The following is a 26,402-nucleotide window of genomic DNA, read 5'->3' as shown; positions in this document are numbered from 1 at the left end:
AAGCCGCAGCGAAACCGGCAGTAGCACAGAAAGCCCAGGCGGCGAAGAAGCACCATAAAGCCGCAGCGAAACCGGCAGTAGCACAGAAAGCCCAGGCGGCGAAGAAGCACCATAAAGCCGCAGCGAAACCGGCAGTAGCACAGAAAGCCCAGGCGGCGAAGAAGCACCATAAAGCCGCAGCGAAACCGGCAGTAGCACAGAAAGCCCAGGCGGCGAAGAAGCACCACAAAGCGGCGCACCACGCAGCCAAACCGACGGTACAACCGGCGGCATAACGGTCAGAGCGTTAAGGTGATAAACCGGCGCTGAATAGCGCCGGTTTTTTTTCAGGAGGACATCATGCTGCAACGTTATCGCTTCGAATTGCTGTTGGTTCTGCTCATCGTCTGCGCGCTGTTTACCCTTCGCTTGATGTTTAAATAGCGGACTGCTGAACCCATTTACGCGCCGGCGGCGTATAGTCGCGAAAACCGGCGATAATCTCCTCTGCCGAGGCAGCAAACGGCAGCATCTCCGCGTAGCGCGGGTGCATAAACCCTTCCCGCACCATGTTATTGACCATCGCCTGCAGCGGATCGTAATACCCTTTAATATTCAGAAATGCGCACGGTTTTTCATGGATGCCCAGCTGCGCCCAGGTCCACTGTTCGAAAATTTCTTCCAGCGTCCCCGCTCCGCCCGGCAGAGCAATAAAGCCGTCGGCCAGCGCCGCCATTTTGGTTTTTCGTTCGTGCATATCCTCAACCACATGCAGCTCCGTCAACCCGCGGTGGGCAATTTCCCGCTCCACCAGGCCGCGCGGCATTACGCCAATCACCACGCCGCCGGCCTCAAGCGCCGCATCGGCAACCGCCCCCATCAAGCCAACTTTGCCGCCGCCATAGACAACAGCCAGTCCCTGCTGCGCCAGCGTGTGGCCAACCCGTCGGGCAGTGTCGAGATACAGCGGATGTTCGCCAGCTGAAGAACCGCAGAAAATACCTATCGATTTCATCTTCGTTATTACTCCTCTCTTCTGGTGGGCGATAATTTAACACAACGGCAACCTTTGTGCGCAGGTTGAGACCCGCGGAGAAAAGAGAGACGAGGCGCCTGCTGGCGAAGAAATATCCTTGTGGTTCAGTAAAATATCGCCGGAATGGGTAAAAGATCCGCAATCGCAAGCAATGTACAAGAAAAGTGACGTTTACCTCTTGCCACATCCCCTGCCTGCCGCTAATATGCGTCCCCGTTGTCACCACAACATTGCGTTCGTAGCTCAGTTGGTTAGAGCACCACCTTGACATGGTGGGGGTCGTTGGTTCGAGTCCAATTAAACGCACCATAATGCGTCTGTAGCTCAGTTGGTTAGAGCACCACCTTGACATGGTGGGGGTCGATGGTTCGAGTCCATTCAGACGCACCAATCTTGTTTCTTATCATTCCCTCTCAACATTACCCTGCAGCATCTTGACCGGAAAACGCACGCCTTCTGCGCTTCCCGCCTGAACGTTATCGAACCCTGCCAACGACAAAGCTAAAGCCGATTATTCGCGACTCCGACTGGCCTGCGCCATCGCCAGGGCATCTTCCCCTGCCGGCAGCCGCGAAGGGGCATCAGGATCGTTCACCATTCGCCAGACGGCCTGAGCCACATCGACAGCCCGCGTCACGCTGGCGTTTTCCTGGATGCTGTCGAGGATCTGCTGGCCGAGCGCCGCATAGCTCTCCGGGAACTGCCCCATCGTTCGACGCGCGTTTTCCCCGAAGCGGGTTTGGGGGTCGCGTCCCGGCAGGATCACCCCGACGCGAATATTGAAGGGCCGCAGCTCCAGCGCCAGGGACGCCGTGAAGGCGTTCACCGCCGCCTTACTCGCGGTATAGACCGCCAGCAGGGGCATCGGCTGTAGGGTGACCGCCGAGGTGATATTCACGATCGTCCCGCTACGGCGCGCTCTGAACCGGGGAAGTACCGCCTGGGTCATGGCGATAGTCCCAAGAGTATTGGTGGCAAACAGGTTCGCTATCGCCTCGTGCGACGCCCCCTCCAGGGCGTTGAGCATCCCCACTCCGGCGTTATTGACCAGAACGTCAATCTCTCCGGCCTCGGCAATCGCCTCGGCGATACTCTGCGCTGAGGTGACGTCAAGGCGCACCAGCCGCAGACGGTCGCTGGCTGGCAACAGATCCTCTCGCAGAACCCGCATCGTGGCGATAACCTTCCAGCCCTGTTCAAGAAAATAACGCGCCGTCTCCAGGCCAAAACCCGATGAACAGCCGGTGATCATAATCGTTTGCATCTCTCTGTCTCCGATTGGCTTCTTCCTTTTCATCATAGACAGCCCGCTCCGGACGATATAGGGTCAATAATCCATCATTCTTTAGCAGGAGTCCGGAAATGAGCGACCCGCTGGCGGAAATCATTGCGATGCTAAATCTCAGAGCGGTGCTGACCAAAACCATTGAGGGGGCGGGAGAATGGCGCGTCATTCGCTCGGACCAGGGCATGTCGTTCTATGGCGTGGTGCTGGAAGGAGGCTGTCGGCTGGAAATAGACCAGTATCCGCCGCAGACCCTGCGCGCCGGGGATTTTATGCTGATCCCGGCGGCGTACCGCTTCGCGCTTACCAGCCTGACCCCGCCGCCTTCACCGGCGCTGGAGACCACCCCGGTGAAACTGGCGGAGGAACACTTTCGCCTGGGAGCCCTCGACCAGCCGGCGGAGATGCTGGCGCTGATTGGCCACTGCGCTGCCGATTCGGATAACGCCAGCCTGCTGACCTCGCTGCTGCCCGCCCTGGTGGTGGTTCGCGACCAGCCGCGGCTGGCCACCTTTGTCGGACTGCTGAAAGAGGAAGCCCAGGCGAATCGCGCAGGTAAATCTTTCGTTCTGGCGCGGATGGTTGAGCTGCTGTTTATCGAGGCCATCCGCTCCTGCGAAACACTCGCCACCCCAGGCCTGGTGCGCGGCCTGAGCGACCCGCGGATCGCCCAGGCAATCCGTCTGCTGCATGAGGCCCCCGCCAGACGCTGGACCGTCAACGCCCTGGCCGCCGACTGCGCGCTGTCTCGCTCGACGTTGTTTGAACGCTTTACCGGCCTGACCGGAATGACCCCGATGGGCTATCTGTTGAACTGGCGCATGACCCTGGCGATGCGGTGGCTGGGAGAGCCGGGCATCAGCATGGCGGATATCGCCGAGCGCCTCGGCTATGGCTCGGCCAGCGCGTTCAGCGTGGCTTTTACCCGCTATGCCGGGACATCGCCCGGCAAATATGCCCGCCTGCGGGCGGCGCAGCGTACGCCCGGGCCCGCCTTAAGCTAACCTGCCGCAATCGTCGTCTGCAGCCAGCGCTCAAACGCCTGCAGCGCAGGCTCCCCCTCGCCGCCGCCGGGTTTGATCAGGCAGAAGCGCTTGGCCAGCGTCGGGGAGCCCGGCCACGGGGCGACCAGCGTCCCGTTACGCAGCTCGCTCTCCACATACATCTTCGGCACCAGGGCCACGCCCTGCTGGCTGAGTACCGCAGCGATCGCCATCTCATGCAGATCATAGCGCGGCCCCTGCGCCGGGTTATCCAGCGCCAGACCACACTCCCGGGCATAGTGCAGCCAGGCATCCGGATTTTGCCGCCGATGAATGCGCGGCAGCCGGTTCAGCAGCCCCGGGAGATCGTTATCCGTCAGCAGCGCAGCATGACAGACCGGCAGCAGATACTCCGCAAACAAAAACGTCACATCCATTACGGTCCACGCCGGGTGATCAAAATGGATAGCCGCATCAAATCCGCTGCCCGGCAGAATGAAGGGGTCGCTGCGAGCGGCGATATTGACCACGATATGCGGATGCTGCGCCGTGAACTGCCCGAGGCGGGGGATGAGCCAGCGGCTGGCGAAGGTGGGGAGCACGGCGATCTCCAGACTGCGGCCATCGGCCGGCATCCCGCTGACGTCGAGGGTTTCCCGCTCCAGCCTGCTGAGGATCTCGCGGACCTGTCTGGCATAGCGGGCGCCGGCCGGATTGAGCCGTACCCGGCTCCCGATTCTGTCGAATAGTTTGCTGTCGAGGAGCGCTTCCAGACGGGCGATCTGCCGGCTGATGGCCCCTTCCGTTAACGCGAGCTCCGCCGCCGCGCGGGCAAAGTTGCCGTGGCGGGCGGCGGCCTCAAAGGCCAGTAGCGCAGCGCTGCTGGGAATTTTACGACGCATAGCCAATGCTCCTTGTGCAGGCTGACTGAAAGTCAGTGACAGAATATCACTGAGTCTTGAATAAACATCGTTTTTCAGCGCCATTTTCGCCAGATAGGATGAAGTAAATTCACTGAAGCGCCTTATGCGCTCAATCATCTGTCTCTCGAGGTCACTATGCTCTATGTCGTCGAATGCGCCTACACCGACCCGCAAAGCGAAGCGGCGTGGAATACCTTTTACAATCTGGAAAAATTACCGGCGCTGGTCTCGGTGCCCGGTTTTCATGCCTCGCAGCGCTTCTGCGCGCTCAGCGAGGGCTGCCCTCGCTACCTGGCGCTACACGATATCCGCGATGCCGCCGTCATCGACAGCGACGCCTATCGCCGCAACGGCGGCGGTCATTTTGCCCGCTGGCAATCGGCGATCGCCGACTGGCATCGCCACCTCTATCTCACAACTAACGCGCTGCGGGAGGTTGCTCCGGACGAGGTGCTGCTGCTGAGCGATACCGTGGAAGCCCTGCCCGTCGCTGCGCCGGTCGTCCTGCAGCCCGGCGGTCTGGCCACCCGGCATACCCGCTATGCCGCCATCGTCCCGCGTGACGACCTGCATCCCCACGCCGCCACGGCCGCCGTCTTTGTCTATCAGCCCATTACCGCCCGGTTGCGTCACCCGGCGGAGCAAGCGTGAGGTCAACATGACACCAGCTCCCTTTTATTCCCTGACAGCAGGCGACCTGACGATAAGCGCCATCAGTGATGGCCAGATGACGGCGCCGCTGACGTTACTGGCGGGGATTGCCCCTGAAGAGGCGGCGCGTCTGCAGCGCCAGGCCGGGTTAATCTCGCCGGAGATCATTGAGATCGGCGCTTACCTGATCCGCGGACGCGGGCACACGGTGCTGGTGGATACCGGCACCGGCGGGGCCAACGGCGTCGGCGGCGCGCTTATCGCCAATCTGGCGCTGCTCGGCGTTCGCCCTGAGGACATTGACACCATCCTCCTCACCCACGCGCACCCGGACCATATCGGCGGCCTGCTGACCGCGGCCGGTACACCGGCTTATCCCAACGCCAGGGTGTTCCTGCCCTCGCGGGAAAGCGCTTACTGGCTGGCGCCGTCGACACTGGACAACGCCAGCGAGCGTGGACAACGCAACGTGCTGCTCGTCCGGCGCGTAATGGCGATCTGCGCGACGCAAATTCGTGCTATCGATGAAAATGAGCGGATCGCCGGGATCCGACCATGTCCCCTGCCCGGCCATACGCCGGGGCATACCGGATATCGCCTCGAGGCGGGCGGAACGTCGCTGCTGATCTGGGGGGATATCGTCCACTTTCCCTCGATCCAGAGCGCCCGGCCAGAGGCATCGGTGGCCTTTGACGTCGATCCTGACCAGGCGCGGCGTACACGGGAAAGTCTCCTGCGCCAGGCCGCCAGCGAGCGGTGGCTCGTCGCCGGTATGCATCTTGGCCTGCCGGGATTCGCCAGCGTGGAGAATACCGCCTCAGGCTACTGCCTGCGCCCGGTGTGACCTTCACGCAAAACACCGATCACAGCAAAACCCCGGTCGTGGCATTAACGCGACCGGGGCGTGGTGTCTGGGGAAGTGGATTAGCCGTTAACCGCGGCGCTTCCAGCCTTTTTTACTTTTGCAGCTGGCGGTGGTGGCGACCCAGGGGTGACGCAGCTGGGTCAACTGAAGATCCTGAGAGGCCGGGCTGTCGGCCCAGCGTTTGTTGCACAGAGGCTTACGAGTTGCAATGACCATAAAAACGCTCCTGAAAAGTAATGAACAGTTCCCTGGGTAATTCCATAAGTTCAGAATCAGCTTATCATCACTTAAACGTTGTTATTTCAATCTTTGTTTTGCTATGTAAATGGTGATTGCCACCTGAAAGGCATAAAATTGATTTAGATCAAGGTAAATGCAATTTTTTGTTTCCACCACCTATATTTTCAACCGTTTAACTTCGCACACCTCTTGATTAAGACTTTTCCTATACCACATAATCCAACAGAAGTGAGCGATTTTATCAGATTTTTATTCTAGTTATGTATGCGAATGTGGTTAATTGTTTTGATTATTCTAGCTCATAAAATTCACTTGGTCAGACCGCCGCAGGCGGGTACTCTGCACCGGCAATACGGGGATTTGTCAGGGAGTGGTGGATGACTACAGGCTATAAACTACTTGGCTATAAGTTAGCGGATAATATTTTCTACTGCCTGCATCATCGGGAAATTATCGCGTTACGTGGGACGCGAACGCAAGTTCAGCTGCGCAGCACCATGGCGTGTTTACTGGAATATTTGCTGGCGCATGGCAGAGAACGTCTGGTCAGTGATGAAGAGTTAATGATTAACGTCTGGGAGAAAAATAATCTCCGTCCGTCCGCGCAGCGATTATGGCAGGTCATTCAGACCTTAAAATCTCGCTTAAACCAGGCGGGGGTCGAAAGCGTGTTAATTATCCGCGTTAAGTGCGCAGGGTATTATATTAATCCTGCTTGTGTAGCCGAAATTTATTCCTTCAAACCGCCGGGCATGATGAATTATATAAACACCTCGCCTGCTGATATGAATAAACTTCTGGTTCGCAGCTAATCTCCTTCCCGCGCCGTTTAGATCGCTTGTAACAGGGTTTATCCTTTGAATATTTTAATTCACAGCAATAATATTTATTTTAATATCGGCCTCGCCCAGTGTTTCAGAGATATTCAGGAAACCTTGCCCGGTCTGAACATTATTCATTCACTGCCGCTCAGCCATCTGCCCGATCCGGCCGGGCTGGATGTGATTATTTTAGCGCTGGAAAACTATCACGATTATCAGGCCACTGCTGAATTAGCCCAGCGCTATCCCGGCCTGGTGGTCGGATTTACCTCCGCCAACAACGTCAAACGCGGACGCGCCTTTTACGCGGATACCCTCCTGTGGGTCAGCCAGCGGGAAAGCGTTCAGGAGATCCGCCGCCTTCTGCTCCGTCTGGCAGATCGCAGCCGCCCTTTCGCGCCGCGCCATCAGCGTCAGAGTCGCTCCTCCCGGCTGCGAGCCCCACTCAATGACCTGGAGATGCAGATGATCCGTGGCGTGGTCGGCGGCCAGTCGATTAATCAGATGGCAGACACGCTGGGCGTCAATCGCAAGCGGGTTTACAACGGACTGGAGCGGATCAAAAGTAATTTTCGCCTCGTCAGCCATACCCATTTTCATCATTTTATGACCGCAGAGGCCACGTTTAGCCGCCTCTGCGCCGATCTGAGTTGCTATAGACCAGGGCTACGACCAGCCCGGCAACGACGTGCTGCATCGCGACCGGCCGAAAATCATTCATATTATTTGAATGAGTTTCGCAAATTGTTTTGATTTTAACCGCCAGGCTTTGCGCGTATTCTTTATCACATCAGGGCGACAAGCCCTATATCAGACACCAGATTAAGGAATATGACCATGAAATCCATCAAAACTTTCGTTGCTGTTGCTGCACTGTCGCTGTTCTCTTCCGTCAGCTTCGCCCAGAGCGTCAGCGCCACCGCTTCCACCCTGGACCGTGCAGAAGCCAAAATCGCCGCCCAGGCCGCTGAGCAGGGTGCGTCCTATAAAATCACCAGCGCCCAGTTTAATAATCGCGTTCATATGACGGCTGAGCTGAGCAAATAATCTCTTCCCTCTTTCGCGATTAAAAAAGCGCCGTCAAAAACGGCGCTTTTTTTCGCCTCTTTCTCCGGACAGTGATTTCCTGACCGACGCGCTATGGCGTTCAGCCGATGACGGGCCAATACTTAGCGCATCCCCCGGATAAAGAGAGCCCCATGATGAAAGCCTGGATCGTCAACAAACCCGGTTCGCTGGACAATCTGCAGCTTGTCGATCTTGCCGACCCCGGCGCGCCGGCGGCAGGCGAGATCCGCGTAGCGCTACACGCCACCTCCCTGAACTATCACGATTTGCTGGTAGCGACGGGGGTGATTCCCACTGCCGATCGGCGGATCCTGATGGCGGACGGCGCGGGAGTGGTCGAAGCGGTTGGCGCCGGGGTCAGCGAGTTTCAGCCAGGCGATCGGGTGGTCGCTGGCTTTTTCCCGCAGTGGCTGGATGGCCGTCCGGGCCCGCAGGTGAAGGACTTCAGCCAGACGCCGGGCGACGGCGCCGAGGGGTTCGCCTGCCAGTATGTGGTCAGACCGGCCAGTCATTTTACCCATGCGCCTGACGGATGGCGCTTCAGGGAGGCGGCGACGATCACCACCTCCGGCCTCACCGCCTGGCGCGCGCTGGTGGTGGAGGGGCGGCTAAAAGCGGGCGATACGGTGCTGACGCTCGGCACCGGCGGCGTGTCGATAACCGTCTTGCAGCTGGCGAAAAGCATGGGCGCGCAGGTCATCGTCACCTCCTCATCCGATGAAAAGCTCGCCCGCGCGCGCGCCCTGGGGGCTGACCATCTCATCAATTACCGCACCACCCCGGCCTGGGGCGCTACGGTGCAGGACATTACCGGTCATCGCGGGGCCGATATTATCCTGGAGATCGGCGGACCGGGCACCCTGGGCCAGTCGTTCGAGGCCGTCAGTGTTGGCGGACACATCGCGCTGATCGGCGTCCTGACTGGCTTCGAAGGTCATGTGCCCACCCATCTGCTGATGAGTAAACAGGCCCGACTGCAGGGGCTGGTGGTGGGTCATCGCCGGCAACAACAGGACTACGTCAACGCGCTGAACCTGCAGGCGTCGCGGCCGGTCATCGATAAAGTGTTTGATTTTGCGGCCTTACCAGACGCCTTCCGCTATCTGCAAAGCGGCGCCCATTTCGGCAAAATTTGCGTGGAGTGGTAGTGGTGAGGAGATGAGATGAACAGGGCCTCCATGCCCTGGGAACGGCTTTATTCGAAAAAGACGTCCGGATTTTCTGACAGCGAAACAAAGGATTTGGTGTTTTTATCCAGCGCCTGAATCTCGCCGCTTTCAATGTCATAGAACCAGCCGTGCAGGCGCAGGGTCTGGTCGCGCAGACCGACCGCCACCGACGGATGGGTTTTGATGTTGTTCAGCTGAGCGATGACGTTTTCCTGCACCATGCCGTTGACCTTATCGGTTTCGCTGGCCCAGGTTTTCTTTTCCACCACCGCTTTCGCAGCATCAGCGTAGCGCAGCCAGTGAGACACCGCCGGCATCGGCTCCAGGCACTGGCAGGTGGCGATCGCTTTCATCGCCCCGCAGTTAGAGTGGCCGCAGATCACGATATCCGTCACGCCCAGCGCAACCACGGCATACTCGATGGTCGCGGATACACCGCCCGGCTCCGGCCCGAAAGACGGCACGATATTCCCGGCATTACGAATAACAAAGAGCTGTCCCGGCTCCTGCTGGGTAACCAGTTCCGGCACCAGACGGCTGTCAGAGCAGGAGATGAAAAGCGCTTTGGGATTCTGGCTGGAGGCCAGGCTGCGGAAGAGCTCTTTACGCTGGGGGAAGATCTCTTTCTGGAAGTTGAGGAAGCCCTCAATGATATGTTGCATAGCAGTGTCTCTTCTCTGTAGTTATTACGGTATGACAAAGATCACAGTTATTCAGTTTACCATCGCTGACAGGAATGGGAATCGTTATTCAAACAGTTGCGCAGAAAACGCGCGCCGCGGATGCCCGTTCAGCCTCGCCTTTTCCACTAGGTTTTCACGTGCTTTCCTGAGCCAGTTTGTTACTCTGTTTGCTCGTACCGTCCCCACGTTGCCGACCGCCTACCGGCGGCGGACATACCAGGAGTTGCTATGTTCTTATCCAGCCTGATGGCCCTTGCCGCGGTGCTGATCATGGGGGTGATCAGTCCCGGCCCGAGCTTTATTTTTGTCGCGCGCAATGCGGTCGCCCGCTCGCGCCTGCACGGTCTGGTGACCGCCCTGGGCACCGGCGCCGGCGCCGCCATTTTTTCTATTATGGCGATGCTGGGCCTGCAGAAGGTGCTCACCGCGGTGCCGGAGCTGTTTATTGGCTTGAAAGTAGCGGGCGGGCTCTACCTGCTATGGTTGGGCTATAAGATTTTCCGCGGTTCGGCGCAGCCGATGGATTTTTCCGCCAGCGGCATGGACGGCAACCGTTCGTTGCTGAAGACTTTCCGCGACGGGCTGTATACTCAGTTGAGCAATCCCAAAACCGCGCTGGTGTTTGCCTCGATTTTTACCGCCGTGCTGCCGGCGCAGATCCCCACCGCCTTCTATTACATCGTGCCGCTGATGAGTTTCCTGATCGACGTCAGCTGGTATTCGCTGGTGGCGCTGGTGCTCTCCGCTGATCGTCCGCGTCGGGTCTACCTGCGGCTGAAGCGGCGAATCGATATCGCCACCGCGACGGTGCTGGGGGCGCTGGGACTGCGGCTTATCGCCACCTCCCTCACCCGCTAGCGGCTACACGGTATGGATGCGAATATCGTGTTGCTGAAAGGCAACGCGATATTCACGACTGATGTTCTCCTCCACCACCAGCACATCGATATCGCTGCTCGCGGCCACCACGAATCGCGCCACCGCCGGAATTTTATCCGAGGTCAGGCCGATAATAATTTCGCTGCACTGCTTAATCACCGCTTTCTTAAACTCGCAGTCGGCATAGTCAAAGCCGGTCAGGCCCGACTCTGGCGCCATGGCGCAGCCGCCGATAAACCCCTGGTCGAATAACATCCCCTGCACCTGAGCCACCGCCGCGGCCCCAACGCAGCCCCCGCTCGCCCGCTGCACCTGGCCGCCGAGCATCACCACCTCGTAGAGCGGCTTTTTCACCAGTACCGCGGCGATCTCCGGAGAGTTCGTTACCACCGTCAGCGCCAGCTCGGCGGGCAGCGCCTCGGCCATCGCCAGATTGGTGGTGCCGGTATCAATGAAAAGGATGCCGCCGGGTTTCACCAGCCGGGCGCACTGCTGCGCGATCCTGAGTTTTGTTGCTCGGTTTTTATCTTTCCGTTCACTGTAATCTCCCGCTTCCGGCAGGCTCAACACCGCCCCGCCGTAGACTTTTTTACAGACGCCTTCGCGGCTAAGCTCATGCAGATCGCGGCGGATGGTGTGCTCAGACACCTGAAGACGCGCCGCCAGCTCCGCACACACCACCCTGCCGTTTTCCTGCAGGATCTGGCAAATCAGCGCTTGTCGCTGTTGAGGAAAAGCAGCATAATCGAGCAAAGAAACTCCTTAAATCATCATAAACGAGCAACAGCAAGCATGATCGTCTGCCCTGCCGTGATTGTCAATGTTCCTGCCCGGAGGTTTACCATGAAAATTGCCCATTTCGCCCTGTGGACCCAACGGCTTGAGGCTCAGGCCCGCTTCTGGGTCGAGTTCTTTGCCGCCAGCATCAATGAAAAATACCTCAGCCAGACCAATCCCGGCTTTGCCTCCTATTTTGTCACCATCGACGACGAGGTGGTGATCGAGCTGATGACCAAGCCTGGCCTGCAGCAGGCCAGCGCTGATAATAACCATACCGGCTGGGCGCACCTGGCCCTCTCGGTGGGCGGCGCAGAACAGGTCGATGCCCTTGCCCAGCGCGCCGGCGCGGCGGGAATACTGGTTTCACCGCCGCGCACCACCGGCGACGGCTATTATGAGGCGGTGATCGCCGATCCCGATGGCAACCTGATTGAAATCGTCGCATAGTCAGCAGACCGCCAGCCATAAGGAGGCATCCATGGCACATTACCGGATCATCGACACCGCGGCCTGGCCCCGCCGGGACCATTTCACCTTTTACCGACAATTTGCCAACCCCAGCTTTAATCTCTGCGTTCCGATAGAGGCGCAGCGCCTGTACGAATGTGCGAAGGACCGTCGGGTCTCGTTTTTTCAGCTCGCGCTCTATGCCCTGCTGCGCGCGGCCAACGGGGTACCGCAGCTCCGACAGCGCATGCGCAATGGCGAGGTGATTGAATATGACAGTCTGGCGGTCATGACGCCGGTGATGACCGTCGAGGAGGGCTTCCGCCAGGTATGGTGCGACAACGCCCCCGAGTACACCACCTTCAGCGCCGCGGCAACGCCAAAGATCGTCGCGGCAAGAGAGACATCGCCTGCGCCGCTCATCGTCGATGGCGAACATTTTATCTGCGCCAGCTGTCTGCCGTGGCTCCACTTCACCTCGATGACCCATGCGGAATACGCGGTGGGCGCCGCGGTTCCGGCGCTCACCTGGGGGAAACTGCAGAACGGCGTGATCCCGGTGGCCGGGCGATTTAACCATGCCTTCGTCGACGGTCTCCACGCCAGCCGCTTTTATGCCCTTATCGAAGAGGGGTTTTGCGACCCCGAGCGGCTCTGGCAGCCGCTAGCCGCAACCGCCCCCTCACTGCTTCCCCCTGCGGCGAAGGAGCGTTAACGTCTGCCCGGAACCGACCGTCACGGTGCCTTACGCCGTACACGGCGGTCGGTACGGGTTCACTCTCATCGTTCTCGCCCAGCCGGCGAATACCGCGCAGGTGTGACGCCTGTTCAGAACCTCGCGATGGAAAGGCTGGGTCGCGGACAGCATTCTGGCCCACCCTCATCGGGCAGCGGAAACCACTGCTTCATAGCCAAAGAATGGGATTATATTGCCGAACCTTTGCTAAGGATAATTGGTTATAAATCATAGCGTTTCAGTGTTAGACAGGGCGAAGTGCGCCTCTTATCTTTCGTCATGAATTGTAAATCACCACGCAATCACTTGATGAGGTAGCACTTTTGTCCAGATTACAACAAGGATTAAAAACCAGAAAAACCCGCTTTGCCCTGGCGCTAAAAGTGGCCCTGCTCGGCGGCGTGGTAGCATTTTCTTCTGCCGTCTTTGCTGAGGGTCTCCTGAAAGAAGGCATCACCCCGGCCGCCGACGCCAGTCAGATCCCGGCCAGCGCTAAGTTGCGCAAAGACACGGTAGTGGCCGGGATCTCCGAGCCGCAGGGAATCTTCAACCCCTACTTTTTCGTCAACGGCTGGGATGAAAACGTCACTAACGTCATTTTTTCACGCCTGATCGACTGGGACAGCCAGGGCAAGCTGGTCCCGGGGCTGGCGGAGAGCTGGACGGTCAGCCCGGACAATAAAGTCTATACCATCAAATTGCGCCCTGGCCTGACCTTCAGCGACGGTTCACCGCTGACGGCGGAAGATGTCGCCTTTACCCTGACGGTCCTGCTCGACCCCAAATATGATGGCGATACCGACATCACTCTGGCCAATATCGCCGGCGGCGCAGAATACAAAGCCGGCAAGGCTGACCGCGTCAGCGGTCTGAAAGTCATCGACCCGCTCACGCTGCAGGTGACCACCACCCAGCCAGGCGCCACCACGCTGGCCAAAATTGGCGGGCCGGTGTTGTCGAAAGCCTGGTACGGCAAAGGATATCAGCGGGGAAATCTCGACTATCTGCGCTCACTGCACGGCAAGCCGCTGGGCAACGGCCCTTACGTGTACGATACCTATATTCCCGGTCAGGAAATTCGCTTCCATGCCAATAGCCACTTTTACCGTGGGACGCCGCCAACGCCGCGCTTTATCTATCGCGTAACCAATCCGTCGACCAACTTCCAGCTGTTCCAGACCGGGGAGACCGACTACGACGCCTTTACCTCACGTCCTGACGATATCGAACAGCTGAAGATGCTCGGCTTCGCCAACATTAACCTTTACGGCTCCAGCGACTACAGCCAGGTGGAATTCAACGTTCATCGCCCGGCGCTGCAGGATAAGCGGGTGCGCCAGGCGCTGATTTACGGCCTGGACCGGCAAAAGCTGATCGACGTGGTCTATCAGGGGTACGGCAAAGTCGCCATCGAGCCGATCGCCCCGATCTCCTGGGCCTTTAACGCAGAAGGCGTCAATCCTTACCCTTACGATCCGGCGCAGGCGAAAAAGCTGCTGGATGAGGCCGGCTGGAAAGCTGGCGCCGACGGTATCCGCGTCAAAGAGGGCCAGCGTCTGGAGCTGACCCTGCTGGTGAGCAAGAAGGTGCTCAACGATGCGTTGATCCCCATCGCCAAAGAGAACTGGCGGCAGATCGGCGTGCTGCTTAAGCCGCAGGTGGTGGATTTCAACGCCCTGATGGCGCAGCGCAAAGCCGGAAATTACGATCTGGCCTCGTTCAGCACCAGCACCCTCAACGACCCGCACGACGGGGTATGGGATTTCTACAGCAGCGAAGCGAAAGCGTCCGGCTACCACAACGCGGAGGTCGATAAGCTGATTAACGCCGGCAACGCGGTGCTCGACATCGAACAGCGCAAGCCGATCTATCACCAGCTGTACAAAGTGCTGGCCGACGATCCACCGGTGATCCTGCTCGGCTATCGCAACATTCTTTCCGCCAGCAGCGCCCGCGTCACCGGCTTTAAACCGGATATCTACAACGGCCTGACCGGCAGCCTGCCGGATGTGAAAATCGTCAAGTAAATCCCCTGGCCGCCGGGTTAACCGGCGGCTGATGCGAGATCGTCATGAAAAATTTCATCCTGAGGCGCCTGCTGCAAACGCTGCCGATGCTGCTGCTGGCCTCGTTCATTATTTTTATGCTGTTTGCCAAAACCCCCGGCGACTTTATCGATGGCAATATCACCCTGACCGCCGCCCGCGCCGCGGAGCTGAAGGCGATCTATGGCCTCGACCAGCCGCAGTTCACCCGCTATCTCCACTGGCTGGGACAGCTGCTGCGCGGCGATTTAGGCTTTTCGCTGCAGTATCAGATCCCGGTCAGCCAGCTGCTCAACCAGTACATCTGGAACTCTTTTCTGCTGGCCAGCGTCGCGCTGGTCTTTTACTGGGGCATTGGCCTGGCGGTCGGCGTGGTGTCAGCCCTGCGACCCGGCTCCTGGTTTGATCATCTGGTGAGCGTCGCGGTGTTTGCCGCCATGTCGTTCCCCACCTTTTTCCTCTGCCTGCTGCTGATTAAATGGTTTGCCGTCGATCTCCACTGGCTGCCGGTAGGCGGGATGACCAATACCGGCAGCGACGAGAGCGGCTGGCAGTATGTGCTGCAGGTGGCGGCCCACCTGGCGCTGCCGGTGCTGGCGCTGGTGATGCTGCAGGCGGGCAGCCTGACGCGCTATGTGCGCGCCAGTATGCTCGACGTGGTGAAAATGGATTTTATCCGTACCGCCCGCGCCAAGGGGTTGCAGGAGCGCACGGTGATCCTCAAACATGCGCTACGCAACGCCCTGCTGCCGATCATCACCCTGCTGGGCTTCGAGCTGCCGGGGCTGTTCTCCGGGGCGATCATTACCGAAAAGGTATTCAACTGGCCGGGGGCGGGCCACATCCATATCGACTCGCTGGCCGCCCGCGACTATCCGGTGCTGATGGGGTTCACCCTGTTTCTGGCGGTGCTGACGATCGTCGGTAATTTGCTCGCCGACGTGCTGTACGCCTGGGCCGATCCGCGTATTCGGGTGAGGTCATGATGATTCTGTCTTACTTTGCTACCCGTCGTCGCCAGCGGCAGGCGGCTATCCCGGCGCTGGCGCACATTACCCCCTCTCCCTGGCGCCAGGGGTGGCGACAGCTGCGCCGTAACCGGCTGGCCATGTTCTGCCTGTTCCTGCTGGCGGTCATGGCGGTGTGGTGCGCGCTGGGGCCCGTCTGGTCGCCGTGGAAAGAGGATGCCACCGACGCCCTGAGCATCAACCAACCGCCCGGTGCCGAACACTGGCTGGGGACCGATTTCCTCGGCCGCGATGTTTACACCCGCCTGCTGCTGGCCGGGCGCATCTCGCTGATTATCGGTCTGCTGACCATGGTGATGTCGGTATTCCTGGGCTATCTGCTCGGCGCCCTCTCGGGGTATGTCGGCGGGTTAACCGACAGAGTGATCATGCGCATGGCCGACCTGGTGATGACCATCCCCGGATTGCCGCTGTTGATCGTCGCCGGGGCGATGCTTTCCGAGCTCGATTTTTCTCCGGACTCGCGCATCTATATGGTGGTGGTGATGCTCAGCCTGCTGGAGTGGCCCCGACTGGCGCGGCTGGTGCGCGGACAATGTCTCTCCCTGCGCGAACGCGATTTTATGCTGGCCACCCAGGTGCTGGGCCTGTCGGCGCGTCGCCGGCTGTTTGGCCACCTGCTGCCGAATACCATTCCGATTCTGGTGGTGATGGCGACCATGGCTGTCGCCAACGCCATCCTCAGCGAATCCGCGCTGAGCTATCTCGGCCTCGGCGTGGTGCCGCCGACGCCGTCGTGGGGCAATATGATGGACGCCGCCAATAGCCTGATCGATTTCCAGCGCCGTCCCTGGCTGTGGATGCCGCCAGGGATCGCCATCTTTATCACCGTGATCGCCATTAACGTGCTGGGCGATGGCCTGCGCGACGCCATGGATCCCAATATGAAACCGAGGCTGAAATGAGCATACCGTTAGTCTCCTTTAATCAACTCTCCGTCTCTTTCGCTGGCGAACGCCATCGCGTGCGCGCGGTGCAGGACGTCTCTTTCACGATTCAGGCCGGGCAAACCGTTGGCGTGGTGGGCGAGTCCGGCTGCGGCAAAAGCGTCACCGCGATGGCGCTGATGGGCCTCCTGCCGCCGCAGGCCGCGCGCATCGACGGCGGCGAGATCCGTTTCGCGGACCGCGATCTGCTGCGGCTAAAAGCCAGACAGATGGCCGACCTGCGCGGCCACCAGCTGGCAATGATCTTTCAGGAACCGATGTCGGCCCTGAACCCGGTGTTGACCATCGGAGAGCAGCTGTGCGAACCAGCGATCCGCCACCTCGGCGCCTCGCCGAAAGCCGCCTGGCAGCAGGCTACCCGGCTGCTCAGCGAGGTCGGCCTGGCGCGCGGCGACAGCCTGATGGTCAGCTATCCCCACCAGCTTTCCGGCGGCATGCTGCAGCGGGTGATGATCGCCATGGCGCTGAGCTGTCAGCCCAAACTGCTGATTGCCGACGAACCCACCACCGCGCTCGACGTGACCGTGCAGGCGCAGATCCTGCGCCTGCTGCGGGACCGGGCGCGGGCCAGCCAGATGGCGATGATGCTGATTACCCACGACCTGGGGGTGATCGCGCAGATGGCCGAACAGGTAGTGGTGATGTATGCCGGACGGATTGTGGAACAAGGCGCCACCGCGGAGGTATTACGCCATCCGCAGCACCCTTACACGCGTGGGCTCATCGCCTCCCGCCCGGTGCCGGGCGAGCGGCGTCGGCGGCTGTACTCGATTCCCGGGCAGGTGCCGGACCTGGCCGCCCTGCCGACGGGCTGCGCCTTTGCCGGGCGCTGCGAGCGGGCGACGCCGCGCTGCCGGGAGGCGATTCCGCCGCTGCTCGGCGAGCGCCAGCGGGCCGCCTGCTTTTACAGCGAATTTGCGGAGGCGACAGCATGAGCGAAAGCTATGTTATTGAAGTAGATGGATTGAAAAAATATTTTCCGCTGCGCGACGGCCTGTTTGGCCAACAGACCGGCGAGCTTCGCGCGGTGGACGGCGTCAGCTTTAACATCCGTCCGGGCACCATTTTTGGCCTGGTGGGTGAGTCCGGCAGCGGGAAAACCACCGTCGGCCGAACCCTGCTTGGCCTGTACGAGAAGAGCGCCGGCAGCGTGAAATTTCACGGTCAGGAGCTGGCCGACCTGGCCGCGCCTGCCCTGCGCGCCATTCGGCCGAGGATGCAGCTGGTATTTCAGGATCCCTACAGCTCGCTGAACCCGCGGCTGCGTATTGGCGAGGCGATAGGCGAAGCTATGCTGCAGCACAAGCTCTGCGCCCGCGATGAGCTGTATGACCGGGTGATCGACGTGATGACGATCTGCGGCCTGGCGCCGGAACACTACGCCCGCTTCCCGCATCAGTTTTCCGGCGGCCAGCGACAGCGGATCGGTATTGCCCGGGCGCTGATCCTCGACCCGGATTTTATTGTCGCCGATGAGCCCATCTCGGCCCTCGATGTGTCCATTCAGGCGCAGATCATCAATTTGTTTTCCGACCTGCGCGACGACCGCGGCGTCACGTTTCTGTTTATCTCCCACGACCTCGGGGTGGTGGAGCATCTATGTGACGATGTGGCGGTGATGTATCTCGGGCAACTGGTGGAAAGCGCCAGCCGCGATGCGCTGTTCAGCCGCCCCCTCCACCCCTACACCCGCGCGCTTCTGGCCGCGGTGCCGACCCTCGACCCGCACAGCGAACCGCAGACGCTGGTGCAAGGCGAGATCCCGGATCCGGTCAATCCTCCCGCCGGCTGCCGTTTTTCATCTCGTTGCCCGCAGGTCGGCGAGCGGTGCCGCAGAGAAGCGCCGGCGCTGCGCGAGGTGGCCCCTGGCCATCGGGTCGCCTGCCATTGGATCGCGTCCTGAGCGCGGTCGGCCGGGTTATTTATTTCTAAACAAGCGGCCGATTGTGCGCAGCGGCGCCAGGATTTACTATCCGCTCCGTCTTGTGAGACGCGTTATGAATGAAGCGTAATATTTTTATTCATTTTTGCCCGATGGCTTCGGGCATTTTTTTGCGACACGCCCGGGAGCGATCCTGCCGGCGACACATTTAGCGGGGCGCGGTCGCCCGTCTGTCAAAACGCAGCAATGGAACTGCTCGTCCGCGCCCCGCTATCCCTTTGTGACCTTCCTGTGAAAACCCGGCAAAAAATAAGACTATATGAGATTGCCTGGGGCATAGCTTTATCTTATTTTTTATGCGTGTACTCCACATTAAGGAATCAAGATCATGCTTAAGCGTCGCACTATTAAAACAGCACTGGCGGCGGTTATTTCTCTCGCCGTCATGGCGGCTCCGGCCTATGCCAACCCGGGTAACGGCAATGGCAATGGCGGCGGCGGTGGTAATCACGGGAACAGTGGTAACCATGGCAATAGCGGCAATCATGGTAACAGCGGTAACAGCGGCGACCATGGCAATAAAGGACAAAATAAAGGTCAGTCCAATGACGATCATGGCAACCGCAAAAACTACGGCAAGCCCGACCACGTCGACAGCGATATTAGCTTCTCACGGGCGCGCTCCCTTGCGGTGAACTACGGTCTGGTCGGCTATCAGGCGCTGCCTCCGGGTATCGCCAAAAATGTCGCCCGCGGCAAACCGTTACCTCCGGGTATCGCGAAAAAGACCCTGCCCGCTTCTATGATTAACGACCTGCCCTATTATCCGGGCTATGAATGGCGCGCGGTCGGCGATGACCTGGTGCTGGTCGCCCTGAGCACCGCCATCGTTACCGCCGTGATTAACGGTGTGTTTGACTAAATCACCTGCTGATTAAAAAGCCTCGCCCCGGCGAGGCTTTTTTGTGCCTGGCGCGGGAGAGTGACAACTCGCAGGCATCATCGCTAAGATAATGGCTCAACCAACCCGGGACCGACAATGGACAAAGACACCGTAGTGACGCTGTTGAAATACAAGCGCTGGATTGACCTTGCCACCTTGCAGGCGATCCACGCGATAGACGGTACAGTACATGGCGAAAAGCGTCACCTGACCCTCAGGCTAATGAACCATATCCATGTCGTTGACATGATTTTCCGGGCGAATCTGCGCGGCAAGACGCACGGTTACACCGCGCTGAATACCCCCGGGACGCCAACCGTTGATGAGCTGGAAACGGCCATGACCGCCTGTACGGACGAATACATTCAGTACGTCAGCGCCATGACGCCCGCCGATTTCCACGAACGTATCGCCTTCAAATTTGTCGACGGCGGCGACGGCAATATGACCGCGATGGAGATGCTCAACCACATGCTCTTTCACGGCGCCTATCACCGCGGCGCGGTAGGCTGGATGATTGGCGAATGCGGCGGCGTGCCGCCGAAAGAGGTGCTGACCGTTTTCCTGCGCGACCATCATTCCTGAGCAAGCTGTCAGCCGTGGATCGCGCGGATGATCAGCAACAGTTCTGCCTGATTACGGGTGTGGGTTTTCCGGTACAGGGCGCTGAGGTGGGTTCTGATGGTGGCGATAGATACGCCCAGATGTAAGGCGCACTCATCCGGCGTCATGCCCCGCACCAGCAGCTCCGCCACTGCGTTCTCGGCAGGCTTGACGTTAAACAGCTCCATCACGGCGCTGCCGGTGAGAAACGGCTCGGGAATAATCACGCAGGCCACCCCGGCAAGGCGGGCCGCCGGGATCACCAGGATCGGTTTCGGCTGGCGGCCGGCGGTATAGCACAGCCCTGCCCTTGGCGGCTCTGCCGTTCGGGTGGCCTGCTCGATAGCCCGTTTCAGTTTTTTGCTGTCGGTATTAAGGCACAGCGTATCGCCCCCGCTGTACCAGGAGAGGCGGGCGTTGGCGCGCAGGTAGCGTTCGGCATGCGCGCTGGCGTAGAGAATGTTACCGCTATGATCCACCAGCCATACCGGGTAGATCCCATTGTCCATCACCGCGCTCTGGTATTTTATGGTGTCCCGCAGCTGTTCAAACCGGGCGTGTAGCTGGCAGGCGGTTTTTAGCGCCGGGATCAAGCGCCTGAACAGCTCAAACTGCGCCGGCTGCGGATAAGCTGCCGTATTGGCCGTCATCAGTGACAGATAGGTGGCATAGCCATTGAGGGTGCACAGCTTGATGCTGGTAAGATTATTCAGATCGTTGGGGTGATGAAACTCATTGTAATAGACGCTGCCGGCAATAAACTTATCGCCTAAATACTCGCGGTCCCGGTACATCTGCCCGACCGGTAACGCGGTCAGTATTTTTTCGGCGGGATCGATGGCCAGAAACACGTCGCGATAGGCGGTGAAAACCTTCTCCTCCAGCAGGAGTGAATCGGTCAACAGGTGCGCGTTGCCTTTATCGTAGAACAGAAATGCCGCGTACTGATGGCCGGTGAGGAACGCCAGTTTCTGCAGCGCCGATTTCCACAAATCAGGATCCAGGGTGGCCATCAGCACCGTTTCAAGGATCTCGATGTAAATCAGTTCCGGATCGCTCGCCATACCGCCACCTGTGAGTCACTGTTTCCGCTGCCGGAGCGGCGCATGTGGCCGCCCTAATCAGCATAGTTCCGCCAGCGAAACAATGACAGTCCCGGTGCGCTGAGCAGACCGGAAAAGACGATTGCCGGGAGCGTGACGCCAATGCACCGTCATGGGGGTTCAGGATCCGCTGTGGCGGGTCTGGATAGCGCCCCCCTTGCGGCATAGCGTTCGCCAGACCATCAGGGCGCACAGCAGGGTGACGACCGCCAGCCCGCTAAACAGTACCGTATAAGCAGTGTCATAGCTCTCGCGCAGCGCCCGAAGGGAAAAGTCAGGCAAAAGCGCAGCCGCCTGCGGCATATTACCAGCCCCCAGCCAGCCTGCGGCGCGGTGAATCACCTCGGGCGCATACCCGTGAACGCGACTCTGCAGAGTCAGGTTATTGCTTGCCGTTAATACCGCGGTGACGACCGCCAGGGCGATCCCCTCGCCGGCAACGCGAACGGTGTTGAACAGGCCTGCCGCCATACCGGCTTTGGCGACCGGCACTGCGGATATCGCCAGGCCATCCATCAATCCCCAGGGAAGCGCCGCCCCCGCCCCGCACAGGATCAGCGCCAGCACCAGCTGCGGGAGGCGGTGGCTGTGAAAAGCATCGCCCAGCAACAGCAACCCGACGGAGGCAATCATCAGCCCCCCCGTGGCCACCTGCCCCGGTGAAAACCAGCGGGTGAGCAGGGCCGCAACGGATGGGAAAATCAGCATCGGCGCGGTCAACGCCATCAGATACAGCGCGCTCTGCGACTCACTCATCCCCTCTCCGCCCATAAAATGCAGTGGAACGATAATCAGCAGGACAACGTAGCAACAGCAGGTGGCGACAGGCAGCAACAGTACGCCGACAAAACGCGGATGGCGCAGCAGGGAGAGTTCCAGCACCGGGTTGTTCACTCTTCGGCAGCGCACGGCAAACGCAACGAACAGCCCCCCCGATACGATGAACAAGGCCAGCGTGGTCAGCGATAAAAAACCGCGGGCCGGAATGACCATCAGCGAGGCAGTGAACAGCATCAGGGCCAGCGTAAACAGGGTTAAGCCGAGATTGTCGGGTGTCCGCGGCTCGCTTTTTTCTGCCGCGGGCAGATACGCCAGACCGATAAGCAGAACCATCGCCGAGAGCAGCGCAAACAGGGCGTATACGCCGCGCCAGCCCACCGCGTCGGTCATGAAGCCGATCAGCAGCGGACCGAACGCCAGGCCGGCGCCGAACACCGTGCCCAGGATGCTGAATGCCCGCGTCCGCTGAGCGCCGTCATACAGCTGGGCCAGCGCCGCACTGCCGCTGGCTAAAATCATCGCCGCGGCCAGACCTTGCAGAGCCCTCAGCGCGCCTGACAGGAAGAGATCGTCCGTCAGGCAAAACAGCAGACTGCTCAGGCAAAACAGCGCGGCGCCGGCGAGAAAGATGCGTTTTCTGTCAATGGCATCCGCCGTCACGCCAGCGGCCAGCAAAAAGCTGCCGAAGGTCAGCATAAAGCCATTGGTCAGCCACGACAGCGCAGCGGGAGAGCCGCCCAGCGACTGCTGTATCGCCGGGGTGGTCATGACGCCGCCGGTAAAACTTAACGGCAGCAGCATGGCCGCCATAAAGACAGAAAGCGCGGCCAGGGCGCTGGCGGATCGGCAATGTGTTCTGGCGGTGAGTAACATCAGGCGGCCCTCATCAGTCGGCAAGGAAGGAATGAATAAACTGCCGCCATCCTATTGCGGATGTTAATGCCGATAAATAGACTGAAAATATCTTCTTAAGAGACATAAGGTTTATAATCAATGGACAGCCTCACCTCGCTAACGTCCTTTGTCCGCACCGCCGAAACGCTAAGCTTTGTTCAGGCCGCCAGGCTGCTGGGCATTTCAGCCTCGGCGGTGGGTAAGAATGTCGCCAGGCTTGAGCATAAGCTGGGGGTCCGGCTGTTTAACCGCAGCACCAGAAACGTCAGCCTGACGGCGGAGGGGGCCGCGTTTCTGACCCGCTGCCAGAGTATCCTGGAGCAGATCCAGGAGGCCGAGTCTGAGCTGACGAGCAGTCTCTCACAGCCCTCCGGCAAACTGAGAATTTCACTGCCTGTCATCGGCTACCGCCTGCTGCTCCCTGCCCTCACCGCCTTTAGCCGTCTTTATCCACAGGTTGAACTGGATCTCGATTTTAGTGACCGGCTGGTCAATCTGATCGATGAGGGATTTGATATCGCTATCCGCAGCGGTGAACTAGCGGACTCCCGCTTGATCGCCAGAAAGCTGGGGGGTTTTCGTTTTGTGCTCTGCGCCAGCCCGGCATATCTGGCGGAATACGGCGTTCCCGGCTCGCCAGCGGAATTGGCGGTGCACAAGTGCATTTTTTTTCGCTTCCCTTCGACGGGGCTGATCCAGCCCTGGGAACTGCGCGATATGCGGCTGACGGGGGATTTCAGGGCCGCTTCCGTGATGAGGGTCAATAACATTGAGGCGGCCATTCGCTTAAGCGCGGCGGGGATGGGTATCGCCTATGTCCCTGATTTTGTTGTGCGTGAGGCCATCAATGAGGGACACCTGCAGGAGGTGTTGCCCGGCTGTTGCGTCAAGGATGGGCATTTCTCTGTCCTGTGGCCTGCCAGCCGCTACCTGTCGCCGCGAATACGCTGTTTTATCGATTTTATGGCTGCGGCAGAGATACCCTTGTCGCCCGCATCGACAACCCCCTTCCCTTATGTCTAACAATTTGTGGTGATTAGCTACCCCCACTGAAGCAGAGTGTGCCGCCCCCTTCCCTTAAGGTCAGTAAAGTCGGCACCGCTGAACCTTGATTCGCAGCACATGGCCCTCAGCTTCACCTTTCACGCCAGCACATCCGGTTGAACGGTTACCGGGAGCTCGACTCCGTATATCCAAGGCGAACAGGTGTGGAGTAAATCCGAGTTCTTCGTTTCATGACAACGTCCCCCCTTGATTAAGGAAAGCGCTGCATCGACCGATTGAACTCACAGAACGAATCGGACGTACTGGGTAAGTTTAAAGTCTGCTGCGAGCGAAGAGCGGACGTTCAGGTGGCTTGAAGACGCGAAAATGCATCGCGCCTGAGCTTTAAGCTGCGACCAGGACGTGAGCGGTAATATAGGGCAAGGTCATAGCCGTGATATCGCATCCTGGGTGCCACCGTGCGCGGCGATAAACATGCCGACGGCCGACCGACAATATGATTCGATTTCGTTGTCATCCCCTGCTCTGGCCTCATCGAAGCGCGCGATACTCAGAAGGTCGGAGCCTTTGAACAGCGCGGCAAACAAGCGAGCGGACCGAAGAGGATCGGGAACCTCCAGAAGCCCCTTCTCCTGAAACTGACGTAGAAGGACTTCGATTTGGGCGATGACATGAGCGGGGCCGGCTTCGTAATGGAGCTTGCTTAACGACTTTTGATTCGTCTTGTCGGCCATGACCATAGCTTCGATGCTACTTACATCGGGTCTCAAAAGAGTGCGCAGCAGTAATGTTCCCACCGCCATCAATTGATCTTCAACTGAACCATCGACGCCTTCAAGAAGAACCTGAGGTGCAAACAACTGATGGCAACCGGCCACAATAGCCGCACTGAACAGCGCCTCCTTATTCTCGAAATGCCGATAGATGCTGAGTTTGGATATCTTCGCCCTCTGGGCGACCTTGTCCAGGGTAGTCGCCTGAAATCCCAATTCTACGAATAGTTCGGAGGCGGCCTCAATGATTGTCTGGCCAAGGGCCTCGTTGACAGGGCGGCCCCGCCGGGTCGGGTTGTTTTGATTGGTCACTATAAATACAGTCCTTGACAGTATCGTAATTATTTAATTACGATACCATGTGGTTTCATAAATGTGCAAGGTGCGCCAGAACTGGCTCATCTCCTTACATCCTCAACACGGAACTCATCACCATGAATGACGTCATCATCATCGGAGGCAGCTTTGCCGGTCTTGCCGCAGCCCTGCAGCTTGGCCGTGCCCGCCGTAAAGTCACCGTCCTCGACACTGACCGACAGCGCAATCGCTTTGCCGGTCATTCACATGGTGTGCTTGGCCATGATCACAAGCCGCCTCTGGATATCCTGGCCGAGGCACGGCAGCAACTGGCGCGCTATCCAACGATCAGACTGGTCACTGCGCGAGCCGAGAGTGTATCCGGCACCATCGACGATTTCTGCGTCGTCACTGACGATAATGAAAGCCTGAGGGCGCGCCGCCTGATCCTGAGCTATGGCGTCGCTGACCAGATGCCTGATATTCCTGGTTTTGCCGAAGGCTGGGGTACGTCTGTCATCCCATGTCCCTATTGCGACGGCTTTGAAGTCGCCGACCAGCATTGGGGGCTCGTCTGGTCTGGCCCGCAGTCGAACAACCAGGTCAGGCTCTTCCATGACTGGACCGACAGGTTGACTGTCTTCGGCAATGGTCACGACATTACCCCAGACATACGGACCGATCTGGCTGCCCGCCAGGTACACCTCGTTGAGGGCAGGATCACCGAAATCGCACGTCATGGGAGTCACAATGCTACCATCAGGATAGAGACCGGTCTCGATGTTGCAGTCGATATCCTCTTCGCGCATCCGCGGACCAGGCCGTCCGCAAACCTTCATGACACCCTTGGACTTGCCACGGTCAATACACCAACTGGCATTGCCCTCAGGACCGACGAGCGCCGCGAAACCAGCACGCCTGGTATTTACGCCGCCGGCGATCTGGCCAACCCCGGAATGCCCTCAGTCACCACGGCCACATGGCAAGGCGTGATGGCGGGTATCTTCGCTCAGCAGTCGATGCTCGCTTGAGAGCAAGTGGCATCGATCACCTCAGTTCAATTTTACAACAGACAGGAGCGCCGCCATGACCAGCATAAAACCCTTCAAACCTATGGATGAGAAATTCCCCTTTGACAGTCAGCTCGCTATCGCGGCGGCGCCTCTCGTGCTCATCAACCTCTTCACGGTAGTCAATCCCACCGATGAAGCCGGCTTTATGGACGCTTTCAGGGCAGCTGCCGGGGTCATAACAAAGCAACCGGGCTTCATTTCCATGCAACTACATCGGGCGATCGGCGATAGTCCGACTTACCTGAACTATGTGATGTGGGAATCAACTGAAGCGGTCCGCGCCGCCTTCACCGATCCCGCGTTCCTCGCGAAACTTCCGGCATACCCATCATCCGTCGTGGCCAGCCCACACCTGTTCCAGAAGGTCGCCGTTCCCGGATTCTGTTCGGCCTGACTCAGGAAAGATGGCAAAGCGAGACTGAGAATATCCCTGTCCAGATGTGGAGCGGTACTGTTTACCCCGTCAGCCGGGAATAGCGATAAA

29 protein-coding genes, 2 tRNA genes and 2 pseudogenes are annotated in these 26,402 nt (G+C 59.2%); 23 read left to right on the top strand and 10 right to left on the bottom strand.

Going from position 1 to position 26,402, the window contains the following annotated elements:
- On the top strand, nt 1–275 hold a 275-nt coding region (gene asr / locus ABLV04_RS10840), incomplete at its 5' end, for an acid resistance repetitive basic protein Asr (RefSeq protein WP_348815716.1).
- 140 nt (nt 276–415) lie between these two features.
- On the opposite strand, the gene ABLV04_RS10835 is transcribed toward asr, so the two are convergent.
- Nucleotides 416–994 (bottom strand): TIGR00730 family Rossman fold protein, encoded by a 579-nt coding sequence (locus ABLV04_RS10835; RefSeq protein ID WP_023289950.1) that lies wholly within the window; start codon nt 992–994, stop codon nt 416–418.
- A gap of 253 nt (nt 995–1,247) precedes the next feature.
- On the opposite strand from ABLV04_RS10835, the gene ABLV04_RS10830 reads away from it, so the two are divergent.
- Nucleotides 1,248–1,324 (top strand) — tRNA-Val (locus ABLV04_RS10830).
- A gap of 4 nt (nt 1,325–1,328) precedes the next feature.
- A tRNA-Val gene (locus ABLV04_RS10825) sits at nt 1,329–1,405 on the top strand.
- A 121-nt stretch (nt 1,406–1,526) separates the two neighbouring features.
- Here ABLV04_RS10825 and ABLV04_RS10820 read toward each other — a convergent pair.
- Nucleotides 1,527–2,279, bottom strand: coding sequence for an SDR family oxidoreductase (locus ABLV04_RS10820; RefSeq protein WP_050533380.1), 753 nt, complete (start codon nt 2,277–2,279; stop codon nt 1,527–1,529).
- Between the two features lie 98 nt (nt 2,280–2,377).
- Between ABLV04_RS10820 and ABLV04_RS10815 the strand changes: the two genes are divergently transcribed.
- Nucleotides 2,378–3,304 carry an AraC family transcriptional regulator gene (locus tag ABLV04_RS10815; protein WP_178944814.1) on the top strand — a complete coding sequence of 309 codons (927 nt, stop codon included), beginning with the start codon at nt 2,378–2,380 and terminating at the stop codon, nt 3,302–3,304.
- Here the strand turns inward: ABLV04_RS10815 and ABLV04_RS10810 are convergent.
- Entirely contained in the window at nt 3,301–4,185 is an 885-nt protein-coding gene (locus ABLV04_RS10810) for a LysR substrate-binding domain-containing protein (protein WP_348815714.1), read from the bottom strand. The genes ABLV04_RS10815 and ABLV04_RS10810 overlap by 4 nt on opposite strands.
- A 156-nt stretch (nt 4,186–4,341) precedes the next feature.
- Here ABLV04_RS10810 and ABLV04_RS10805 point away from each other — a divergent pair, with 156 nt between their 5' ends.
- The gene (locus ABLV04_RS10805; RefSeq protein ID WP_060589463.1) at nt 4,342–4,857 is read left to right on the top strand and encodes a hypothetical protein; all 516 of its coding nucleotides are present in this window, start codon (nt 4,342–4,344) and stop codon (nt 4,855–4,857) included.
- A gap of 7 nt (nt 4,858–4,864) precedes the next feature.
- Complete coding sequence (locus tag ABLV04_RS10800; RefSeq protein WP_110238317.1) at nt 4,865–5,701, top strand: MBL fold metallo-hydrolase; 837 nt, start codon at nt 4,865–4,867, stop codon at nt 5,699–5,701.
- 87 nt (nt 5,702–5,788) lie between these two features.
- On the opposite strand, the gene ABLV04_RS10795 is transcribed toward ABLV04_RS10800, so the two are convergent.
- Nucleotides 5,789–5,938, bottom strand: coding sequence for a hypothetical protein (locus ABLV04_RS10795; RefSeq protein WP_178944816.1), 150 nt, complete (start codon nt 5,936–5,938; stop codon nt 5,789–5,791).
- 401 nt (nt 5,939–6,339) lie between these two features.
- On the opposite strand from ABLV04_RS10795, the gene ABLV04_RS10790 reads away from it, so the two are divergent.
- The 4 genes from ABLV04_RS10790 (at nt 6,340) to ABLV04_RS10775 (ending at nt 8,999) form a co-directional block, all read left to right on the top strand.
- Nucleotides 6,340–6,774: a winged helix-turn-helix domain-containing protein gene (locus tag ABLV04_RS10790; RefSeq protein ID WP_023289962.1), complete on the top strand. Its 435-nt coding sequence runs from the start codon at nt 6,340–6,342 to the stop codon at nt 6,772–6,774.
- Between the two features lie 45 nt (nt 6,775–6,819).
- The gene (locus tag ABLV04_RS10785; RefSeq protein WP_348815711.1) at nt 6,820–7,536 is read left to right on the top strand and encodes a hypothetical protein; all 717 of its coding nucleotides are present in this window, start codon (nt 6,820–6,822) and stop codon (nt 7,534–7,536) included.
- 84 nt (nt 7,537–7,620) lie between these two features.
- Nucleotides 7,621–7,830: a YdgH/BhsA/McbA-like domain containing protein gene (locus ABLV04_RS10780; RefSeq protein WP_004202908.1), complete on the top strand. Its 210-nt coding sequence runs from the start codon at nt 7,621–7,623 to the stop codon at nt 7,828–7,830.
- 152 nt (nt 7,831–7,982) lie between these two features.
- Nucleotides 7,983–8,999 carry an NAD(P)-dependent alcohol dehydrogenase gene (locus ABLV04_RS10775; protein WP_348815709.1) on the top strand — a complete coding sequence of 339 codons (1,017 nt, stop codon included), beginning with the start codon at nt 7,983–7,985 and terminating at the stop codon, nt 8,997–8,999.
- Between the two features lie 47 nt (nt 9,000–9,046).
- Here the strand turns inward: ABLV04_RS10775 and ABLV04_RS10770 are convergent, their stop codons facing one another.
- Nucleotides 9,047–9,682, bottom strand: a complete 636-nt coding sequence (locus ABLV04_RS10770; protein ID WP_023289965.1) for a carbonic anhydrase — start codon at nt 9,680–9,682, stop codon at nt 9,047–9,049.
- 249 nt (nt 9,683–9,931) lie between these two features.
- On the opposite strand from ABLV04_RS10770, the gene ABLV04_RS10765 reads away from it, so the two are divergent.
- Nucleotides 9,932–10,561, top strand: a complete 630-nt coding sequence (locus ABLV04_RS10765; RefSeq protein ID WP_032453132.1) for a LysE family transporter — start codon at nt 9,932–9,934, stop codon at nt 10,559–10,561.
- Nucleotides 10,562–10,564: 3 nt separating this feature from the next.
- Here ABLV04_RS10765 and ABLV04_RS10760 read toward each other — a convergent pair whose 3' ends face one another.
- The gene (locus ABLV04_RS10760) at nt 10,565–11,335 is read right to left on the bottom strand and encodes a DeoR/GlpR family DNA-binding transcription regulator (RefSeq protein ID WP_032453133.1); all 771 of its coding nucleotides are present in this window, start codon (nt 11,333–11,335) and stop codon (nt 10,565–10,567) included.
- Between the two features lie 90 nt (nt 11,336–11,425).
- On the opposite strand from ABLV04_RS10760, the gene ABLV04_RS10755 reads away from it, so the two are divergent.
- The 9 genes from ABLV04_RS10755 to ABLV04_RS10715 all read left to right on the top strand — a co-directional run bounded on the left by ABLV04_RS10755 (nt 11,426) and on the right by ABLV04_RS10715 (nt 19,975).
- Nucleotides 11,426–11,809, top strand: a complete 384-nt coding sequence (locus ABLV04_RS10755) for a VOC family protein (RefSeq protein WP_032453134.1) — start codon at nt 11,426–11,428, stop codon at nt 11,807–11,809.
- Nucleotides 11,810–11,840: 31 nt separating this feature from the next.
- A complete protein-coding gene (locus ABLV04_RS10750; protein WP_048297658.1) occupies nt 11,841–12,524 on the top strand; it encodes a CatA-like O-acetyltransferase, family 1 in 684 nt (227 codons plus the stop codon).
- A 344-nt stretch (nt 12,525–12,868) separates the two neighbouring features.
- Nucleotides 12,869–14,572: an ABC transporter substrate-binding protein gene (locus ABLV04_RS10745; RefSeq protein WP_065881484.1), complete on the top strand. Its 1,704-nt coding sequence runs from the start codon at nt 12,869–12,871 to the stop codon at nt 14,570–14,572.
- 44 nt (nt 14,573–14,616) lie between these two features.
- Entirely contained in the window at nt 14,617–15,576 is a 960-nt protein-coding gene (locus ABLV04_RS10740; protein WP_180265624.1) for an ABC transporter permease, read from the top strand.
- Nucleotides 15,573–16,523, top strand: coding sequence for an oligopeptide ABC transporter permease (gene opp4C / locus ABLV04_RS10735; RefSeq protein ID WP_087824062.1), 951 nt, complete (start codon nt 15,573–15,575; stop codon nt 16,521–16,523). Before ABLV04_RS10740 ends, opp4C begins: the two co-directional genes overlap by 4 nt.
- Complete coding sequence (locus tag ABLV04_RS10730; protein ID WP_180265623.1) at nt 16,520–17,500, top strand: ABC transporter ATP-binding protein; 981 nt, start codon at nt 16,520–16,522, stop codon at nt 17,498–17,500. The genes opp4C and ABLV04_RS10730 overlap by 4 nt, the downstream gene beginning before the upstream one ends.
- The gene (locus ABLV04_RS10725) at nt 17,497–18,468 is read left to right on the top strand and encodes an oligopeptide/dipeptide ABC transporter ATP-binding protein (RefSeq protein WP_180265622.1); all 972 of its coding nucleotides are present in this window, start codon (nt 17,497–17,499) and stop codon (nt 18,466–18,468) included. Before ABLV04_RS10730 ends, ABLV04_RS10725 begins: the two co-directional genes overlap by 4 nt.
- 367 nt (nt 18,469–18,835) lie before the next feature.
- The gene (locus tag ABLV04_RS10720; RefSeq protein ID WP_023289974.1) at nt 18,836–19,369 is read left to right on the top strand and encodes an anti-virulence regulator CigR family protein; all 534 of its coding nucleotides are present in this window, start codon (nt 18,836–18,838) and stop codon (nt 19,367–19,369) included.
- Nucleotides 19,370–19,486: 117 nt separating this feature from the next.
- Nucleotides 19,487–19,975, top strand: coding sequence for a DinB family protein (locus ABLV04_RS10715; protein WP_180265621.1), 489 nt, complete (start codon nt 19,487–19,489; stop codon nt 19,973–19,975).
- Nucleotides 19,976–19,983: 8 nt separating this feature from the next.
- On the opposite strand, the gene ABLV04_RS10710 is transcribed toward ABLV04_RS10715, so the two are convergent.
- The 3 genes and pseudogenes from ABLV04_RS10710 to ABLV04_RS10700 form a co-directional block, all read right to left on the bottom strand.
- On the bottom strand, nt 19,984–20,121 hold the full coding sequence (locus tag ABLV04_RS10710) for a hypothetical protein (protein WP_229583961.1): 138 nt from the start codon (nt 20,119–20,121) through the stop codon (nt 19,984–19,986).
- An 822-nt stretch (nt 20,122–20,943) separates the two neighbouring features.
- Nucleotides 20,944–21,057, bottom strand: a pseudogene (locus ABLV04_RS10705) (LuxR family transcriptional regulator); the annotation flags it as partial.
- A 159-nt stretch (nt 21,058–21,216) separates the two neighbouring features.
- Nucleotides 21,217–22,749, bottom strand: coding sequence for an MFS transporter (locus tag ABLV04_RS10700; RefSeq protein ID WP_110238323.1), 1,533 nt, complete (start codon nt 22,747–22,749; stop codon nt 21,217–21,219).
- A 120-nt stretch (nt 22,750–22,869) separates the two neighbouring features.
- Here ABLV04_RS10700 and ABLV04_RS10695 point away from each other — a divergent pair.
- Nucleotides 22,870–23,806: pseudogene (locus tag ABLV04_RS10695) on the top strand (LysR family transcriptional regulator).
- Between the two features lie 394 nt (nt 23,807–24,200).
- Here the strand turns inward: ABLV04_RS10695 and ABLV04_RS10690 are convergent.
- A complete protein-coding gene (locus ABLV04_RS10690) occupies nt 24,201–24,860 on the bottom strand; it encodes a TetR/AcrR family transcriptional regulator (RefSeq protein ID WP_348815705.1) in 660 nt (219 codons plus the stop codon).
- Nucleotides 24,861–24,982: 122 nt separating this feature from the next.
- Here ABLV04_RS10690 and ABLV04_RS10685 point away from each other — a divergent pair, with 122 nt between their 5' ends.
- A complete protein-coding gene (locus tag ABLV04_RS10685) occupies nt 24,983–25,876 on the top strand; it encodes an NAD(P)/FAD-dependent oxidoreductase (protein WP_168380137.1) in 894 nt (297 codons plus the stop codon).
- 55 nt (nt 25,877–25,931) lie between these two features.
- Nucleotides 25,932–26,312, top strand: coding sequence for an antibiotic biosynthesis monooxygenase family protein (locus ABLV04_RS10680; RefSeq protein ID WP_086075933.1), 381 nt, complete (start codon nt 25,932–25,934; stop codon nt 26,310–26,312).
- Nucleotides 26,313–26,402: the final 90 nt, after the last annotated feature.

Origin of the sequence: Klebsiella sp. JN_Kp127 (assembly GCF_040062505.1) — a bacterium.
Classification (GTDB): domain Bacteria; phylum Pseudomonadota; class Gammaproteobacteria; order Enterobacterales; family Enterobacteriaceae; genus Klebsiella; species Klebsiella quasipneumoniae.
Note: the sequence above shows the minus strand (reverse complement) of the source record. Positions and strands in the feature narration are given on the sequence as shown.

Excerpts from the sequence above, each read along its gene's own strand:
- ABLV04_RS10835 (WP_023289950.1), bottom strand. The coding sequence starts at position 994 with ATGAAATCGATAGGTATTTTCTGCGGTTCTTCAGCTGGCGAACATCCG.
- ABLV04_RS10820 (WP_050533380.1), bottom strand. The coding sequence starts at position 2,279 with ATGCAAACGATTATGATCACCGGCTGTTCATCGGGTTTTGGCCTGGAG.
- ABLV04_RS10815 (WP_178944814.1), top strand. The coding sequence starts at position 2,378 with ATGAGCGACCCGCTGGCGGAAATCATTGCGATGCTAAATCTCAGAGCG.
- ABLV04_RS10810 (WP_348815714.1), bottom strand. The coding sequence starts at position 4,185 with ATGCGTCGTAAAATTCCCAGCAGCGCTGCGCTACTGGCCTTTGAGGCC.
- ABLV04_RS10805 (WP_060589463.1), top strand. The coding sequence starts at position 4,342 with ATGCTCTATGTCGTCGAATGCGCCTACACCGACCCGCAAAGCGAAGCG.
- ABLV04_RS10800 (WP_110238317.1), top strand. The coding sequence starts at position 4,865 with ATGACACCAGCTCCCTTTTATTCCCTGACAGCAGGCGACCTGACGATA.
- ABLV04_RS10795 (WP_178944816.1), bottom strand. The coding sequence starts at position 5,938 with ATGGTCATTGCAACTCGTAAGCCTCTGTGCAACAAACGCTGGGCCGAC.
- ABLV04_RS10790 (WP_023289962.1), top strand. The coding sequence starts at position 6,340 with ATGACTACAGGCTATAAACTACTTGGCTATAAGTTAGCGGATAATATT.
- ABLV04_RS10780 (WP_004202908.1), top strand. The coding sequence starts at position 7,621 with ATGAAATCCATCAAAACTTTCGTTGCTGTTGCTGCACTGTCGCTGTTC.
- ABLV04_RS10775 (WP_348815709.1), top strand. The coding sequence starts at position 7,983 with ATGATGAAAGCCTGGATCGTCAACAAACCCGGTTCGCTGGACAATCTG.
- ABLV04_RS10770 (WP_023289965.1), bottom strand. The coding sequence starts at position 9,682 with ATGCAACATATCATTGAGGGCTTCCTCAACTTCCAGAAAGAGATCTTC.
- ABLV04_RS10765 (WP_032453132.1), top strand. The coding sequence starts at position 9,932 with ATGTTCTTATCCAGCCTGATGGCCCTTGCCGCGGTGCTGATCATGGGG.
- ABLV04_RS10755 (WP_032453134.1), top strand. The coding sequence starts at position 11,426 with ATGAAAATTGCCCATTTCGCCCTGTGGACCCAACGGCTTGAGGCTCAG.
- ABLV04_RS10750 (WP_048297658.1), top strand. The coding sequence starts at position 11,841 with ATGGCACATTACCGGATCATCGACACCGCGGCCTGGCCCCGCCGGGAC.
- ABLV04_RS10740 (WP_180265624.1), top strand. The coding sequence starts at position 14,617 with ATGAAAAATTTCATCCTGAGGCGCCTGCTGCAAACGCTGCCGATGCTG.
- opp4C (WP_087824062.1), top strand. The coding sequence starts at position 15,573 with ATGATGATTCTGTCTTACTTTGCTACCCGTCGTCGCCAGCGGCAGGCG.
- ABLV04_RS10730 (WP_180265623.1), top strand. The coding sequence starts at position 16,520 with ATGAGCATACCGTTAGTCTCCTTTAATCAACTCTCCGTCTCTTTCGCT.
- ABLV04_RS10725 (WP_180265622.1), top strand. The coding sequence starts at position 17,497 with ATGAGCGAAAGCTATGTTATTGAAGTAGATGGATTGAAAAAATATTTT.
- ABLV04_RS10720 (WP_023289974.1), top strand. The coding sequence starts at position 18,836 with ATGCTTAAGCGTCGCACTATTAAAACAGCACTGGCGGCGGTTATTTCT.
- ABLV04_RS10715 (WP_180265621.1), top strand. The coding sequence starts at position 19,487 with ATGGACAAAGACACCGTAGTGACGCTGTTGAAATACAAGCGCTGGATT.
- ABLV04_RS10710 (WP_229583961.1), bottom strand. The coding sequence starts at position 20,121 with ATGACGCCGGATGAGTGCGCCTTACATCTGGGCGTATCTATCGCCACC.
- ABLV04_RS10700 (WP_110238323.1), bottom strand. The coding sequence starts at position 22,749 with ATGTTACTCACCGCCAGAACACATTGCCGATCCGCCAGCGCCCTGGCC.
- ABLV04_RS10685 (WP_168380137.1), top strand. The coding sequence starts at position 24,983 with ATGAATGACGTCATCATCATCGGAGGCAGCTTTGCCGGTCTTGCCGCA.
- ABLV04_RS10680 (WP_086075933.1), top strand. The coding sequence starts at position 25,932 with ATGACCAGCATAAAACCCTTCAAACCTATGGATGAGAAATTCCCCTTT.